Origin of the sequence: Fundicoccus culcitae (genome assembly GCF_024661895.1) — a bacterium.
GTDB lineage: Bacteria > Bacillota > Bacilli > Lactobacillales > Aerococcaceae > Fundicoccus_A > Fundicoccus_A culcitae.
Window position 1 is genome coordinate 195,213 of the sequence record NZ_CP102453.1, and the last position, 15,341, is coordinate 210,553.

13 protein-coding genes are annotated in these 15,341 nt (G+C 37.4%); all 13 read left to right on the plus strand.

Going from position 1 to position 15,341, the window contains the following annotated elements; all coding sequences use genetic code 11:
- Positions 1-90: 90 nt before the first annotated feature.
- The 13 genes from NRE15_RS00970 (at position 91) to typA (ending at position 15,190) form a co-directional block, all read left to right on the plus strand.
- A complete protein-coding gene (locus tag NRE15_RS00970; RefSeq protein WP_313793775.1) occupies positions 91-1,725 on the plus strand; it encodes a peptide ABC transporter substrate-binding protein in 1,635 nt (544 codons plus the stop codon).
- Between the two features lie 238 nt (positions 1,726-1,963).
- The gene (locus NRE15_RS00975) at positions 1,964-2,905 is read left to right on the plus strand and encodes an ABC transporter permease (RefSeq protein WP_313793776.1); all 942 of its coding nucleotides are present in this window, start codon (positions 1,964-1,966) and stop codon (positions 2,903-2,905) included.
- A gap of 1 nt (position 2,906) precedes the next feature.
- Positions 2,907-3,977, plus strand: coding sequence for an oligopeptide ABC transporter permease (gene opp3C, locus NRE15_RS00980; protein ID WP_313793777.1), 1,071 nt, complete (start codon positions 2,907-2,909; stop codon positions 3,975-3,977).
- 11 nt (positions 3,978-3,988) lie between these two features.
- Positions 3,989-5,032: an ABC transporter ATP-binding protein gene (locus tag NRE15_RS00985; protein WP_313793778.1), complete on the plus strand. Its 1,044-nt coding sequence runs from the start codon at positions 3,989-3,991 to the stop codon at positions 5,030-5,032.
- Positions 5,033-5,947 (plus strand): ABC transporter ATP-binding protein, encoded by a 915-nt coding sequence (locus tag NRE15_RS00990; RefSeq protein WP_313793779.1) that lies wholly within the window; start codon positions 5,033-5,035, stop codon positions 5,945-5,947.
- Between the two features lie 366 nt (positions 5,948-6,313).
- Positions 6,314-7,423: a pyruvate dehydrogenase (acetyl-transferring) E1 component subunit alpha gene (pdhA, locus tag NRE15_RS00995; RefSeq protein ID WP_313793780.1), complete on the plus strand. Its 1,110-nt coding sequence runs from the start codon at positions 6,314-6,316 to the stop codon at positions 7,421-7,423.
- 2 nt (positions 7,424-7,425) lie between these two features.
- The gene (locus NRE15_RS01000; protein WP_313793781.1) at positions 7,426-8,403 is read left to right on the plus strand and encodes an alpha-ketoacid dehydrogenase subunit beta; all 978 of its coding nucleotides are present in this window, start codon (positions 7,426-7,428) and stop codon (positions 8,401-8,403) included.
- An 88-nt stretch (positions 8,404-8,491) separates the two neighbouring features.
- A complete protein-coding gene (locus NRE15_RS01005) occupies positions 8,492-10,162 on the plus strand; it encodes a dihydrolipoyllysine-residue acetyltransferase (protein WP_313793782.1) in 1,671 nt (556 codons plus the stop codon).
- Positions 10,163-10,174: 12 nt separating this feature from the next.
- Positions 10,175-11,584, plus strand: a complete 1,410-nt coding sequence (gene lpdA, locus NRE15_RS01010; protein ID WP_313793783.1) for a dihydrolipoyl dehydrogenase — start codon at positions 10,175-10,177, stop codon at positions 11,582-11,584.
- A 163-nt stretch (positions 11,585-11,747) separates the two neighbouring features.
- Positions 11,748-12,110 carry an ArsR/SmtB family transcription factor gene (locus NRE15_RS01015; RefSeq protein ID WP_313793784.1) on the plus strand — a complete coding sequence of 121 codons (363 nt, stop codon included), beginning with the start codon at positions 11,748-11,750 and terminating at the stop codon, positions 12,108-12,110.
- 149 nt (positions 12,111-12,259) lie between these two features.
- Entirely contained in the window at positions 12,260-12,547 is a 288-nt protein-coding gene (locus NRE15_RS01020) for a UPF0223 family protein (protein ID WP_313793785.1), read from the plus strand.
- A 12-nt stretch (positions 12,548-12,559) separates the two neighbouring features.
- Positions 12,560-13,342: an inositol monophosphatase family protein gene (locus tag NRE15_RS01025; RefSeq protein ID WP_313793786.1), complete on the plus strand. Its 783-nt coding sequence runs from the start codon at positions 12,560-12,562 to the stop codon at positions 13,340-13,342.
- A gap of 9 nt (positions 13,343-13,351) precedes the next feature.
- Positions 13,352-15,190 carry a translational GTPase TypA gene (typA, locus tag NRE15_RS01030; protein ID WP_313793787.1) on the plus strand — a complete coding sequence of 613 codons (1,839 nt, stop codon included), beginning with the start codon at positions 13,352-13,354 and terminating at the stop codon, positions 15,188-15,190.
- The last annotated feature ends 151 nt before the right edge of the window (positions 15,191-15,341 follow it).

The following is a 15,341-nucleotide window of genomic DNA, read 5'->3' on the forward strand; positions in this document are numbered from 1 at the left end:
GATTTTTCGCCCTATACGTAGATAATAGTTGCAAATTCAAATGGCTATTAGTATATTATTTATAGTGTTTAATAAGAGGAGGAGAACCAAATGAAGAAATTTTTAGTATTGCTGATGTCAGCATTGCTTATGACGAATAGTTTGTCACTTACATCAGTCGCTAACGCGCAAGAAACACCTGCAATTAATCCAGATGTTGAACAAAACTTAAATATCATGACAATCGGTGAATTGGCTACGTTGGACAGTGCCGTGTATAATGATACACCAAGTTCAGATATGATTGGTCAAATTTTTGAGGGATTATTTAGAGTGGTCGATGGAACCGAAGTAGAACTAGGGCAAGCAGAAAGTTATGAAGTGAGTGAAGATGGATTAGTTTATACTTTCACCTTACGAGATGGCTTAGTTTGGAGTGATGGGAGTCCCATAACAGCTAATGATTATGTCTATTCTTATCAACGCTTAGTTGATCCTTCTGGCCAAGCTTCTTCGCAATCCGTTGAGATTTTTGCGAATGCGGCTGCGATTCGTAATGGTGAAATGGCGTTAGATCAAGTGGGTGTTGTTGCCTTAGATGATCAAACACTGGAAATCACCTTAGAATACCCAGCACCTTATTTACCTAAATTGCTAACAGGTAGCCGTTTTATGCCTGTTCAACAAGCATTAGTTGAAGAATTAGGTAGCAGTTATGGAACATCTGCTAACAATATTGCCATGAACGGTCCTTTCTTGTTAGAAGGTTGGTCTGGTACTGAGTTAGAATGGAATTTAGTTAAAAACCCTAACTATTGGGATGCGGAAAATGTCTATTTAGAGAATGTTCGTGTGTCAGTGGTTAAAGAAACTGGAACAGGTGCAGATTTATTTGATGCCGGTGAATTAGATTATGCGATTTTATCCGATCAATTTGTGCAACAGTATGAGGGTTCTGATGTTTTCCATTCTGTTCCAAAAGCGACGATTGGTCATTTAATGTTTAATGTTACCCGTGAAGTGACTGGTAATGCGGCTTTACGTCGTGCAATTGCACAAGCTTTTGACAAAGAATTATATGCTACTTCAGTTATTCGCGATGGTTCAACTGCCTTAAATGGTTTTGTGCCAGCTGATTTTGATGTGAATGAAGAAGGAGTTGACTTTAGAGAAGAAGCGGGTGATTTATTACCTTATAACGTTGAAGCAGCTCAAGCCGACTGGGAACAAGCTAAAGAAGAATTAGGAATGGATACGATTGAATTAGAATTATTAGTTTCTGATGTTGATCTATCCGGTCGTACAGCGGAGTATTTACAAGCTCAATTAATGGAAAACTTACCAGGTTTAACCCTTACCATTCGTCAAGTGCCATTAAATAACCGTTTAGAGTTTCAACGTGCTTTGGACTATGATTTCTTCTATGGGACATGGGCACCCGATTATCAAGATGCTATGAATTTCATGGAGCAGTTGACAACTAATGGTGGGATTAACTTTGCTGACTATTCAAATGAAACGGTTGATAATTTAGTTAATCAAGCACGGACTGAGTTTGCGTCTGATCCAGTTCAACGTCGTCAAGCATTGATTGAAGCAGAACGTATTGCTATTGGTGAAGATGCGGTGGCACCTGTTTTATATCAAGCAGCAACAGCTTATTTACTCAATCCATCCGTCCAAAACATGCAAGTATTACCTTTTGGTCGCACAATCAATCTTAGAACGGCTTATCTATCAGAGTAACCATTTTAGTTAATTAGGTGATAATCGATACGATTTATGAGCTTTCAATTCATAACTAGTTAGTTATGAATCGAAAGCTCTTTCCTTTTTGTTTAAAGGCTATTTATTTGGATGTTCGACGATATAATAGCTTTAATAGTAAGCTTGAATTATAATGATTAAAAGTCTATTAAAAATTATTGAAATGATTTTTACTAATAATCTGAAAGACTAAAAATTAATGGAAAGTGGTGAAGACATGCAATCATACGGTCGATATTTAAGTCGAAGAATCATATATATGTTTTTAACGCTATTTATCATCATAACGGTTACTTTTTTATTACTACAGTTTTTACCTGGAACGCCTTTTGCTAATCAAGATTTATTGACTGAAACGCAACTGAACTTATTAAATGAACGTTATGGATTAAATGAACCTATTTTCGTTCAATATATTAATTATTTAAAAAATGTTTTGCGAGGCGATTTCGGTATTTCATTTCAGTTTAATAATTTACCTGTTAGTCAAATTATTGCTGATCGAGCGGGGCCTTCCTTTCAGTTAGGTATTCAAGCAATGATATTAGGAACGACGGTAGGCGTTTTACTTGGGATTCTGTCGGCTGTATATCAAAATACTTGGATTGATACAATTACATCTATTTTGGCTATTGGTGGTCGATCTGTCCCTAACTTTGTTTTTGCCGTCATCCTTCAATTTATTTTTGCTGTTTGGTTAAGTGTTTTACCTATTGCCTTTTGGAGAGATGGTTTTAAGTCAACCATTCTTCCAACTATTGCTTTATCCCTTTCACCTATGGCAGAAGCGGCACGTTTTGTGCGAACCGAAATGATTGATGTGTTGAACAGTGATTATATTGATTTAGCTAATGCAAAAGGGTTATCAAAAGTATATATAATTTTTCGACATGCCTTAAGAAATGCCATTATTCCATTATTGACTATATTAGGACCCATAACGGCTAATTTAATGACAGGTTCACTGGTTATAGAACAAATTTTTTCAATACCAGGTATCGGCGAACAGTTTACTAAATCAATTCTAGTAAATGATTACCCGACAATTATGGGAATTACGATTATGTATTCGGCGATATTAATCTTTCTTATTCTTATCGTTGACATCTTATATGGTCTCATCGACCCAAGAATGCGAATGACGAAAGGGGGAGATTAAAATGTCAAAAAAATTATACGCTTCAGAATATAATCAAGCATTGTTAGATTCAATTGGACCTTTAGACAATCAATTGTTTAATCAGGAGCTAAAAATCGATTCGGATGAAAATGAAAAAATATCGACACCTTCACTAAATTTTTTACAAGATGCTTGGCGTCGACTAAAGAAAAATAAAGGTGCCATGATTTCATTGTTTGTAGTTATTGCTATCATTTTGTTAGCTGTAGCTGCACCTGTTATCGCACCACATTCTCCTTTCCAACAAAACCCTAGTCATTCAAATTTACCCCCTAAAATCCCAGGCCTAGAATGGTTTTCTTGGTTTGATGGCAAAAGTGTCAATCGAGGGGGTACATTAGTGGATAATTATGAACAAGCTGGTGTTCCTGAAGGGGTTTATTATTATTTAGGTACGGACAGTTTGGGGCGCGATCTCTTGTCTAGAATTTTATATGGGACCAGAATTTCACTCATAGTGGCGTTTGTGGCTGTTTTAATTAATCTTGTGTTTGGCATTATATACGGACTGATATCAGGTTGGTTTGGCGGTAAAGTAGATACGTTTATGCAACGTATTTTAGAAATATTATCGGGTATCCCAAACTTGGTCATTGTTGTACTGATGTTGCTAGTGTTAAAACCGGGAATTACGTCAATTATTATTACGATTGCTTTGACCTCTTGGATAACCATGTCAAGAGTAGTGCGCGCACAAACTATTCGTTTAAAACAAGAGGAATATGTACAAGCCGCGCGCGTATTAGGTCAATCAACACTTAAAATTATGTTTAAACATCTTTTGCCTAATATGTTAGGCATTATTATAGTGCAGGTGATGTTTGCGATTCCGTCTGCCATTTTCTTTGAGGCCTTTTTAAGTTTTATCGGAATAGGTATTCCAGCTCCAAATGCGTCTCTAGGGACCTTGTTGAATGACGGCTATCAAACATTTCGTTTTTTACCTCATTTGATGTGGTATCCAGCAGCTATGATATCCATAATTATGTTGTCATTTAATCTGCTAGCAGATGGATTACGTGATGCTTTTGATCCTAAAATGAAAGTGTAGGGGGGCTTACGATGGAAAATCCAATTTTATCTGTTAGAAATCTTGAAATTAGTTTTGAAACTTTTGCAGGTAAGGTACAAGCCATTAGAGGGGTAAATTATGATTTAATGCCAGGTGAAACCTTAGCGATTGTGGGTGAATCAGGGTCTGGGAAAACGGTCTCTTCACGTGCCATCATAGGGCTTTTAAGTAAAAATGCGATAATTGAAAATGGCGAAATTATTTATAAAGGTCAAACGGATTTATTACAATTAAATGATAAAGAGATTCGTTCGTATCGAGGAACAGAAATAGCCATGATTTTTCAAGATCCTATGACAGCACTCAATCCTACCTTAACCATTGGTCGACAAATTGAAAAGGTTTTGCGTGTTAAGCGTCATTTTTCAAAAAAGGCAGCGCATGCTCAAGCCGTCGAATTACTTACCTTATGTGGTATTTTAAATCCGGAAGAACGCTTGAAACAATATCCACATCAGTTTTCTGGAGGTCAAAGACAAAGAGTCGTTATTGCCATTGCTTTAGCAGGGGATCCTGATATTTTGATTGCGGATGAACCAACAACCGCCTTAGACGTGACTATTCAAGCGCAAATTATTGAATTATTACAAAAAATTCAAGCTGAAAAGAATATGTCCATCATCTTCATCACCCATGATTTAGGAGTCGTGGCTAAAGTCGCCGATCGTGTTGCCGTCATGTATGCGGGTCGCTTTGTTGAAATTGGGCCGGTGGACGATATCTATTATCACCCACAACATCCTTATACTTGGGGCTTGTTAAGTTCGATGCCTACAACTAAAACGGTTGGAAAACTCTATGCTATTCCTGGAAGTCCACCTAATTTACTGGATCCACCACAAGGCGATGCCTTTGCTGTACGAAGTGAGTATGCTATGGCGATTGATTTTCAAAAACAACCGCCTATGTTTGAAGTAAATCCTAATCATTTTGCAGCCAGTTGGTTATTACACCCTCAGGCAGCTCAGGTAACACCTCCAGATAATATATTAGAGCGTTATCGCTATTACGAACAAAAATATGGAGGTGAGTAGATGACTAATGCGCAGAATGAAAAGCAACTACTCCTTGAAGTTAAAGACTTAGAAGTAGTCTATAACCAAGGAACGTCTTCGGAAATTAAAGCGGTTGATCGAGTTAGCTTTAATGTTTATGAAGGTGAAACGTTTGGATTAGTTGGTGAATCTGGAAGTGGTAAATCAACGATAGGGCGTGCCATTGTGCATTTACTACAACCGACAAAGGGTGAAATTTTTTATCGGGGTGAATCACACCTTAAACGTCTGTCGGATAAAGAACGTAAAACATTTAATAAAGAAGTTCAGATGATTTTTCAAGATCCTTACTCTTCCTTGAATCCACGGATGAAAGTTCAAGATATAATTGGTGAGGGAATTGATATCCATGGTTTAGCTCCAAATAAAAAAATGCGAAATGAACGGGTTAACGAACTTTTAGATAAGGTTGGATTGAATCAAGATCATGCGTCCCGTTATCCGCACGAATTTTCCGGGGGGCAAAGACAGAGAATTGGGATTGCCAGAGCTTTAGCCGTCGAACCACGTTTGATTGTTGCTGATGAACCCATTTCAGCCTTAGATGTATCGATTCAAGCCCAAGTAATTAATTTGTTAGAAAAATTACAAGTTGAGCAACAGCTTACCTATCTATTTATCGCTCATGATTTATCCATGGTTAGATATTTTAGTGATCGGATTGCCATGCTACATAATGGGCAAATCGTTGAAATGGCCAATTCAGATGATCTATATGATACGCCTATTCATCCGTATACACAGAGTCTGCTTTCGGCCATCCCAGAACCTGACCCTGATTTAGAGAGAACTAAAAAACGGATTATTTATAAAGAAGAAAAATCAACAATGAAAACTAATCGTTTAGAGGAAGTAAGAGAAGGGCATTGGGTACAACCTTTTCTTAAAGAATAAGGTTAAATAATGTATTCACAATGTATTTTACAAAGACACTTAGGAAGTTAATGAATGCTGTTTTCAATACTTATTTTTGAAAATAATAGTACAGTTTAAAATTTGTATCATAACAGATATTGCTTTAAAATTCGACTTTTTAATGGGCATGAAAGCGAATCAAAAGAAATATCTGTTTTTCTTTATCCATGTTATACTGTTCACAAGTATATTAGAAACCTTGCTATTATCGATTTTTTAAGCTTTATTACTTGCATTTTTTAAAAGATAGTGATAAATTGTTAATGTACAAATGAATATTAGTACAGTTGTTACTAGCTGTTTAATAATTCAGACAAAACAATGCAGAGAGGAATGTGTACAAGCATGGCAAAAAATGATGCTCCTACAAAAATCGAAGATTTATTAAGACCGGATAACTTTGATTTTAGTACAGTACAAGTGTTGAATGAAGAAGGGAAAGTAGTTAATGAAGACTTATTCCCCGATTTGACAGATGATGAGTTAGTACAATTGATGAAAGATATGGTTTGGTCTAGAGAGTTGTTTGAACGTTCAACAGCGTTAAACCGTCAAGGTAGACTTGGGTTTTATGCTCCTACATCAGGTCAAGAAGCATCACAAATGGGATCTATTGCTGCTATGACAAAAGACGATTTCATCTTACCAGGGTATCGTGATATCCCTCAATTAGTTAAGCATGGTTTACCATTACATAAAGCTTTCTTGTGGTCTAAAGGACATGTAGATGGAAATGATTATCCAGAAGATTTACATGCATACCCACCACAAATTATTATTGGTGCTCAATATGTACAAGCTGCCGGTGTTGCTATGGGGATTAAGAAAAACAAACGTGATGCAGTAGCTGTAACTTGGACAGGTGACGGTGGTTCATCACAAGGTGATTTCTACGAAGGGATCAACTTTGCGGGTGCATTCAAATTACCTGCGGTCTTTTATATTCAAAATAATGGTTGGGCAATTTCTACACCGCGTGAACTACAAACAGCGGCTCCTACATTAGCTCAAAAAGCAGTTGCAGCTGGAATCCCTGGAATTCAAGTGGATGGTATGGATATTCTTGCTGTTTATGCAGTTTCTAAAGCTGCCCGTGACTATGCTATTGCTGGAAATGGTCCGGTTTTAATTGAAACCTTATGTTATCGTTTCGGTGCACACTCTTTATCTGGTGATGATCCAAAACGTTATCAACCAGAAGGTGCACAAGAAGAATGGCGTGCAAAAGATCCATTAATCCGTTTTGGTATTTACTTAAAGAGTAAAGGATTATGGTCTGAAGAAATTGAAGATGCCTATAGAGAAGAAGTTAAAGAAGAAATCAAAGAAGAAATTAAATTAGCTGACTCAGCACCTAAACAAAAAGTTTCTGATTTCTTAAAGAATATGTATGAAACGCCAGACTTTGTTACTCAGGAACAAATTGAAATTTATGAAGCAAAGGAGAATAACTAATCATGGCACAAAAAACAATGATTCAAGCAATTACTGAAGCATTAGCCACTGAATTACGCAACGACGATCGTACTTTAATCTTCGGTGAAGATGTTGGTCAAAACGGTGGTGTATTCCGTGCAACAGAAGGATTGCAAGATGAATTTGGTGAGGATCGTGTGTTCAACACTCCTTTAGCTGAATCCGGTATTGGTGGATTGGCAATTGGTTTAGCTTTAGAAGGCTTCCGACCAATTCCTGAAATTCAATTCTTTGGATTTGTATTTGAAGTCTTGGATTCAGTTGTAGGTCAAGCGGCTCGTACACGTTACCGTATGGGGAATACACGCAATTTACCAATCACTTTCCGCGCACCTTTTGGTGGTGGCGTACATACACCTGAATTACATGCGGATAACTTAGAAGGTTTACTTGCTCAATCACCTGGTATTAAGGTAGTTATCCCATCAAATCCATATGATGCAAAAGGCTTGCTAATTTCTTCTATTCGTGACAATGACCCTGTCTTTTTCTTAGAACATATGAAACTTTACCGTTCTTTCCGTGAAGAAGTTCCTGAAGAAGAATATACTATTCCATTAGGAAAAGCTAATGTAGCAAAAGAAGGTACGGATGTTTCTGTCATTACATATGGCGCAATGGTACGCGAAGCATTAAAAGCTGCTGAAACTTTAGAAGCCGAAGGTATTTCAGTGGAAGTGGTTGATTTACGTACAGTTCAACCATTGGATATTGAAACAATCGTCGCAACGACCGAAAAAACGGGTCGTGTTGTAGTGGTTCAAGAAGCACAACGTCAAGCCGGTGTAGGTAACCGTGTTGTGGCTGAAATTTCACAACGTTCCATCTTATCACTTGAAGCACCAATTGGTTTTGTTGCTGCACCTGATACTATTTTCCCGTTCGGTCAAGCAGAAAAAGACTGGTTACCAAATGCGGATGATATAGTTGCAAAAATTCGCGAAACGAACGAATTCTAATTCATTATTATGGGATAGTGGGCAAATAATTTGCTCACTATTTCCTAGTCATTTATTTATGCATATGAAGAAAGGAAGAATCTAAACCATGGCATTTAAATTTAAATTACCTGAATTAGGTGAAGGAATTGTCGAAGGTGAAGTTGTTACTTGGTTAGTCAAAGAAGGCGATGAAATCAAGGAAGACGATGTACTGGTAGAAATTCAAAATGATAAATCAGTTGAAGAATTACCTTCTCCCGTTTCAGGAACTGTTAAAAAAATCGTTGTTCCTGAAGGAACAGTAGCCGTTGTAGGCGATGTATTAGTCGAAATCGATTCACCTGATCACCAAGATGATGAAGAAACACCCGCAGCTCCTGTGGCTACAGCGCCAGCAGCACAAGCTGCGCCGGCAACACCACCCCAAGCACCTGCAGCCCCTAAAACTAGCGCTAATTTTAAATTCAAATTACCTGAATTAGGTGAAGGTATCGTTGAAGGTGAAATTGTCTCTTGGTTAGTTAAAGAAGGCGATCAAGTCGAAGAAGATCAACCATTGGTTGAAATCCAAAATGATAAATCCGTTGAAGAATTACCCTCACCTTTAGCTGGAAAAATTGTTAAAATCCATGCTGCTGAAGGTACCGTAGCGGTAGTAGGCGATGTATTAGTCGAAATTGCTTCACCTGATTACCAAGGCGATGCTGAAGATGCAGCGACTGAGGTCCCATCTACACCTGCTTCACCTGTTGCAGAACAACCTAAAGAAGAAGCTGTGGCAACTGAAAGAAATAATTCAGCTCAAGAAATTGATCCAAATAAACGTGTCATTGCGATGCCATCTGTTAGAAAATTTGCACGTGAAAAAGGAATTGATATTAGAGCTGTTGCCGGTAGCGGTAAAAATGGACGTGTTTTAAAAGAAGATATCGAAAATTATAATCCGGATGTTGCTCCTCAAGCAACAACTGAAGTGATAGCTGAACCACAAACAACAACAGCACCAGTCCAAGCTCAAGCACAAGCTGTAACAACTACAACTCAAGCGAAACCATTTAAGTCAAAAGAAGCTGACCGTGAACGTCGTGAACCAATGTCTGGCATGCGTAAATCAATCGCTAAAGCCATGGTTAATTCTAAACATACAGCGCCTCATGTAACGCTATTTGACGAAGTTGAAGTTTCTGCATTATGGGATCACCGTAAGAAATTTAAAGACATTGCTGCTCAACGCGATACTAAATTAACCTTTTTACCTTATGTTGTCAAAGCTTTAATTGCTACTGTGAAAAAATTCCCAGTGTTAAATTCATCAATTGATGACGCATCACAAGAAATCGTTTATAAGGACTACTACCATATTGGTATTGCTACAGATACGGAACGTGGCCTGTATGTACCAAATATTAAAGATGCAAACACTAAATCAATGTTTGACATCGCTGATGAAATCAATGAAAAAGCAACGGCGGCTCATGCTGGTAAATTATCTGCTTCTGATATGAGTGATGGAACAATCACCATCTCAAACATTGGTTCAGCTCGCGGCTCATGGTTTACACCTGTTATCAATTATCCTGAAGTAGCTATTTTAGGTTTAGGAACAATCAATACCGAACCAATTGTCAATGCTGAAGGTGAAATTGTTGTTGGCCGTATGATGAAATTATCATTAAGCTTTGACCACCGTGTTGTCGATGGTGCAACAGCTCAAAATGCGATGAATGAATTAAAACGTTTATTAGCTGATCCAGATTTGTTATTAATGGAAGGATAAGGTGAAATTTAAATGGTTGTAGGAGATTTCGCAATTGAATTAGATACGGTCGTTATTGGTTCAGGCCCTGGTGGGTATGTTGCTGCCATTCGTGCTGCACAACTTGGACAAAAAGTAACGATTATTGAAAAAGCCGATATTGGTGGGACTTGTTTAAATGTTGGATGTATTCCTTCAAAAGCCTTAATCAATGCAGGACATGTGTATCATAATGCGCTTCATGGAGATTTCTTTGGTATTAATGCAAAAGAAATTACCGTTGATTTCACACGTACTCAAGAGTGGAAACAAAATGAAGTCGTTGATAAATTAACAGGTGGCGTTGAAATGCTACTTAAGAAAAATAAAGTTGAAATTTTACAAGGTGAAGCCTTCTTCGTTGATGCTAACACCTTACGCGTTATTCATGGAGAGTCAGCTCAAACGTATGAATTCAAAAATGCGATTGTAGCTACTGGAAGCCGCCCAATCGAAATTAAAGGCTTTAAATTTGGTGAAAGAATTATTGATTCGACGGGTGCTTTAGCGTTACCAGCCATTCCTAAAGAAATGGTTGTTATCGGTGGTGGTTATATTGGTTCAGAATTAGCTGGAGCTTATGCTAACTTTGGAACTAAAATTACCATTATTGAAGGTACTGGACAAATCATTCCAACGTTTGAAAAAGATATGGTTCGTTTAGTTGAACAAGATTTCAAGAAAAACAAAGGGGTCGATATTGTTACAAATGCTTTTGCTAAAAGTGCAGAAGTTAATGGTGACCGTGTCGTTGTAACCTATGAAACCAATGGTGAAACTAAAACAGTCGAAGCTGACTATTGTTTAGTAACGGTTGGTCGTCGTCCAAACACTGACAACCTTGGTTTAGAACTAGCTGGGGTAACCGTTGGTGAACGCGGACTTATTGACGTTGACAAACAAGGCCGGACGAATGTGAAGAATATCTTTGCGATTGGTGATGCGGTACCTGGTGCTGCCTTAGCTCATAAAGCAAGCTACGAAGGCAAAGTTGCTGCTGAAGTAATCAGTGGGGAACCATCAGAAGTAGATTACATTGCTATGCCTGCTGTATGTTTTACTGACCCTGAATTAGCTTCAGTGGGTCATACAGAAAAATCAGCTAAAGAAGCAGGTTTGGATGTGAAAGCTTCTAAATTCCCACTAGCAGGTAATGGACGTGCTTTATCATTGAATGCCACAACTGGTTTTGTCCGTTTAGTTACGACTAAAGAAGATAATGTGATTGTGGGTGCTCAAGTAGCCGGTCCAAATGCATCTGATGTTATTGCTGAATTAACTTTAGCTGTTGAAAGTGGTATGAATGCGGAAGATATCGCATTAACTATTCACTCACATCCATCGTTAGCAGAAGCTGTCATGGATGCATCTGAATTAGCCTTAGGCAAACCAATTCATATTTAACCCTTAAATAAATATCACTGCATCTAAAACTCTTCCATTTAAGCTATTTGGAAGAGTTTTTTGAGTTCTTGCTCCTCACTTCGGTTAATAGGAATGATTACAATTGACAAAAGCAGTCAATATTCGCTAGGATATAAGGGTAAAGAATAGGAGTGAAGTTATCTTGAATTCAAAATTACCGCACGATCATGGCAATACACTTGAAGAATTAGTTCAAGTAATGCCATCAACCGAAGCCTTTAATGAAGCAGCCTCGTTTTTCAATCAAATAGGCGATGGTACGCGACTAAAAATTTTTTGGATACTCTGTCATACACAAGAATGTGGCATCAATCTTGCTGCCATTATAGGAATGAGTACTGCAGCTATTTCACATCATCTAAAAAGTTTAAAATTAAAAAAATTGATCCAAGGGAAACGTATAGGTAAAGAGGTCTATTATACGAAAACAGATACACCGGTAGCTAATTTGTTGCATGAGTTTATTGACAAATATTTTGAACTTGTTAATGAAATAGCTAAATAACCAAGACTTCGATATGAGTTTTTGACTCATTCTGAAGTTCTTTTTGCACTATAGAGAACTTTTTTCGCTTGAAAGGGCTTTAATCGAAAAAAGTTTTTTCTTTATGTCATAAATAAGGTATAGTATATGTTGGAACTAGGGGGGATGAGATGGAAGGTTATTCCTTTCCAATTAATTCAGATTGGTCAACGGAAGAAATAGTAATTGTCGTTAATTTTCTCTCTAAGGTAGAAGAAGCCTATCTTGAAGGAATTAGATTGAAAGATTTTCAAACGGCTTATCTAGCTTTTAAACAAATCGTAACCAGTAAAAGTGAAGAGAAACAAATTGATCGAAATTACACGCAAGAAAGTGGCTATTCAATCTATCAAGTCGTAAAAGTAATGAAAGACCTTTTAAGTCAAAAAGCTCATTCATCTACCGTAATTAAACTATAACAGGAGGAAACAATGTTCGATTTTTTAATGCATCATCGAATTCAATCTTGGTTAGAGCTAGCAGCAGAAGAATTGCAATCTGCCTTAAATCGTGATTTAATTGTTGAGGAAAAAAAGAGTGCGAGTGATTTAGTGACAGAAATGGATAAACAAACTGAAAAATTTTTAGTCGATAAAATCCGTACTTACTATCCTGAACATAAAATTATAGGTGAAGAAGGTATCGTTGATGAAGAAGTAACCGATGTTAGTGGAATGGTCTGGATAATCGATCCGATTGATGGAACATTGAACTTTGTTAAACAAAAGAATAATTTTGGGATTATGATTGGCCTTTTTTACGATGGTCAACCCGTTGCAGGTTATATTTACGATGTTATGGCAGGTTATTTGTATACTGGAATCGTTGGAGAAGGAGCCTTTATTAATAATAAACCCATTCAACTAAAGCAATATCAATCCATTGATCAAAGTTTAGTTATGGGGAATGTTGGGATGTTTGTTAATAATATTCATAATACCCAAGCCGTTTATAAAAAGGCACTTGGTGCTAGAGCTTATGGATCAGCGGCATTGGAAGTCATCAGCGTTATTAGAGGGGAAGCATCCATTTATATTAGCCATGCCTTAAGTCCTTGGGATTTTGCAGCTGGCTACGCTATTTGTTCTTCGTTAGGTATGAAAGTGACCACCCTTGAAAACAAACCAATCAATATCCTCAAACGTTCATCTGTCATCTTTGCACACAAAGATGTACACCAAGAAGCAATTAATTTACTAAACCCGACTGAATAGGAGCATGGGATGAAAAAAAGAAATGATTTAAGAAATATTGCAATTATCGCTCACGTTGACCACGGTAAAACGACTTTGGTTAATGAATTATTAAAACAATCTGATACGTTAGATACACATACACAAATCGATGAAAGAGCTATGGATAGCAATGATATCGAAAGAGAACGCGGAATTACTATTTTAGCTAAAAATACGGCGGTTAATTATAAAGGACACCATATTAATATTCTCGATACCCCGGGGCACGCGGATTTTGGTGGTGAAGTTGAACGTATTTTAAAAATGGTTGATGGTGTTATTCTCGTCGTTGATGCGTATGAAGGAACAATGCCTCAAACACGCTTTGTGTTGAAAAAAGCCTTAGAACAAGGTTTAACACCAATCGTTGTTGTGAATAAGGTAGATAAACCATCCGCTCGTCCAGCTGAAGTGGTCGATGAAGTTTTAGAATTGCTAATTGAATTAGGTGCAGATGATGAGCAACTTGAATTCCCCGTTGTTTATGCTTCAGCTGTTAATGGGACATCTAGCTTATCTGATGATATTAATGATCAAGAAAACTCAATGGATGCCATTTTTGATACGGTTTTAAAATACATACCTGCTCCGATTGATAGTCGTGATGAACCCCTTCAATTCCAAGTATCTCTGTTAGATTACAATGATTATGTCGGAAGAATTGGGATTGGTCGTGTCTTTCGTGGGACCATTAAAGAAGGCGATCAAGTTACGTTAATTAAAGTGGATGGTAGTAAGAAAAACTTCCGTGTTAGTAAGATATTAGGCTTTTTAGGCTTAAACCGTGTGGAAGTTAAAGAAGCGATTTCTGGCGATTTAATTGCCTTATCTGGTATGGACGATATCTTCGTGGGTGAAACGGTAACGGATGTTAATCATCCCGAAGCATTGCCTGCCTTGCATATTGATGAACCTACCTTGGAAATGACTTTTTTAACCAATACATCACCTTTTGCCGGCAGAGAAGGTAAATATGTTACCTCAAGAAATCTAGAAGCACGTTTGATGCAAGAATTGCAAACGGATGTGTCATTAAAAGTTGAAGCAACCGAATCACCTGATATGTTTAAAGTATCGGGAAGAGGGGAACTACACCTTTCAATTCTCATTGAAAATATGCGTCGTGAAGGTTTTGAATTTCAAGTATCCCGTCCAAAAGTAATCTTAAAAGAAATAGATGGCAAAATGCATGAACCCTTTGAAAGAGTACAAATCGATACACCAGAGGAATATATGGGCTCCGTGATTGAATCGTTAGGCCAACGAAAAGCTGAGATGGCTGACATGGTTAATACTGGGAATGGACAAGTTAGAATGATTTTCTTAATTCCAGCGCGCGGCTTAATCGGCTTTGCGACGGAATTTATGTCTATCACACGCGGTTATGGAATCATGAATCATACCTTTGACGAGTACTTACCGGTTATTGACGGTCCGATTGGTCGTCGTCGCAATGGAACACTGGTTTCAATTGATAATGGTCAAGCAACAACCTACGGAATTATGAACTTAGAAGACCGGGGAACAATTTTTGTTGAACCTGGGACAGAAGTTTATGGTGGAATGATTGTTGGCGAGCATAACCGTGAAAATGATTTGACGGTGAATATTACGCGTGCCAAACAATTAACCAATGTGCGTTCTGCAACTAAAGATCAAACTAGCGTGATTAAGCGTCCAAGAATAATGACCTTAGAAGAATCCATTCAATTCATGGATGATGATGAATACTGTGAAGTGACTCCTCAAAGCATTCGTTTACGCAAACAAATTTTAGATAAAAGTGAACGCGAAAAAGCTAATAAAAAATTGAAAAAAGAAGATTAAAAGAACTACTTTTGATTTCTGAAGCATAGTTGCGATGCTTTAGTTAACGTATGTATGTTGTTAGTTAAGTCTAGTTCATTTTAAAATACATTAAAATTAGAATTTGAGCATTAAATTAGTAATTTGTATCGTTCTTTGATAAAGTCTAAGT

What these genes read in the sequence shown, in the direction of transcription:
- NRE15_RS00970 (WP_313793775.1), top strand. Translation starts at nt 91, where the DNA reads ATGAAGAAATTTTTAGTATTGCTGATGTCAGCATTGCTTATGACGAAT.
- NRE15_RS00975 (WP_313793776.1), top strand. Translation starts at nt 1,964, where the DNA reads ATGCAATCATACGGTCGATATTTAAGTCGAAGAATCATATATATGTTT.
- opp3C (WP_313793777.1), top strand. Translation starts at nt 2,907, where the DNA reads ATGTCAAAAAAATTATACGCTTCAGAATATAATCAAGCATTGTTAGAT.
- NRE15_RS00985 (WP_313793778.1), top strand. Translation starts at nt 3,989, where the DNA reads ATGGAAAATCCAATTTTATCTGTTAGAAATCTTGAAATTAGTTTTGAA.
- NRE15_RS00990 (WP_313793779.1), top strand. Translation starts at nt 5,033, where the DNA reads ATGACTAATGCGCAGAATGAAAAGCAACTACTCCTTGAAGTTAAAGAC.
- pdhA (WP_313793780.1), top strand. Translation starts at nt 6,314, where the DNA reads ATGGCAAAAAATGATGCTCCTACAAAAATCGAAGATTTATTAAGACCG.
- NRE15_RS01000 (WP_313793781.1), top strand. Translation starts at nt 7,426, where the DNA reads ATGGCACAAAAAACAATGATTCAAGCAATTACTGAAGCATTAGCCACT.
- NRE15_RS01005 (WP_313793782.1), top strand. Translation starts at nt 8,492, where the DNA reads ATGGCATTTAAATTTAAATTACCTGAATTAGGTGAAGGAATTGTCGAA.
- lpdA (WP_313793783.1), top strand. Translation starts at nt 10,175, where the DNA reads ATGGTTGTAGGAGATTTCGCAATTGAATTAGATACGGTCGTTATTGGT.
- NRE15_RS01020 (WP_313793785.1), top strand. Translation starts at nt 12,260, where the DNA reads ATGGAAGGTTATTCCTTTCCAATTAATTCAGATTGGTCAACGGAAGAA.
- NRE15_RS01025 (WP_313793786.1), top strand. Translation starts at nt 12,560, where the DNA reads ATGTTCGATTTTTTAATGCATCATCGAATTCAATCTTGGTTAGAGCTA.
- typA (WP_313793787.1), top strand. Translation starts at nt 13,352, where the DNA reads ATGAAAAAAAGAAATGATTTAAGAAATATTGCAATTATCGCTCACGTT.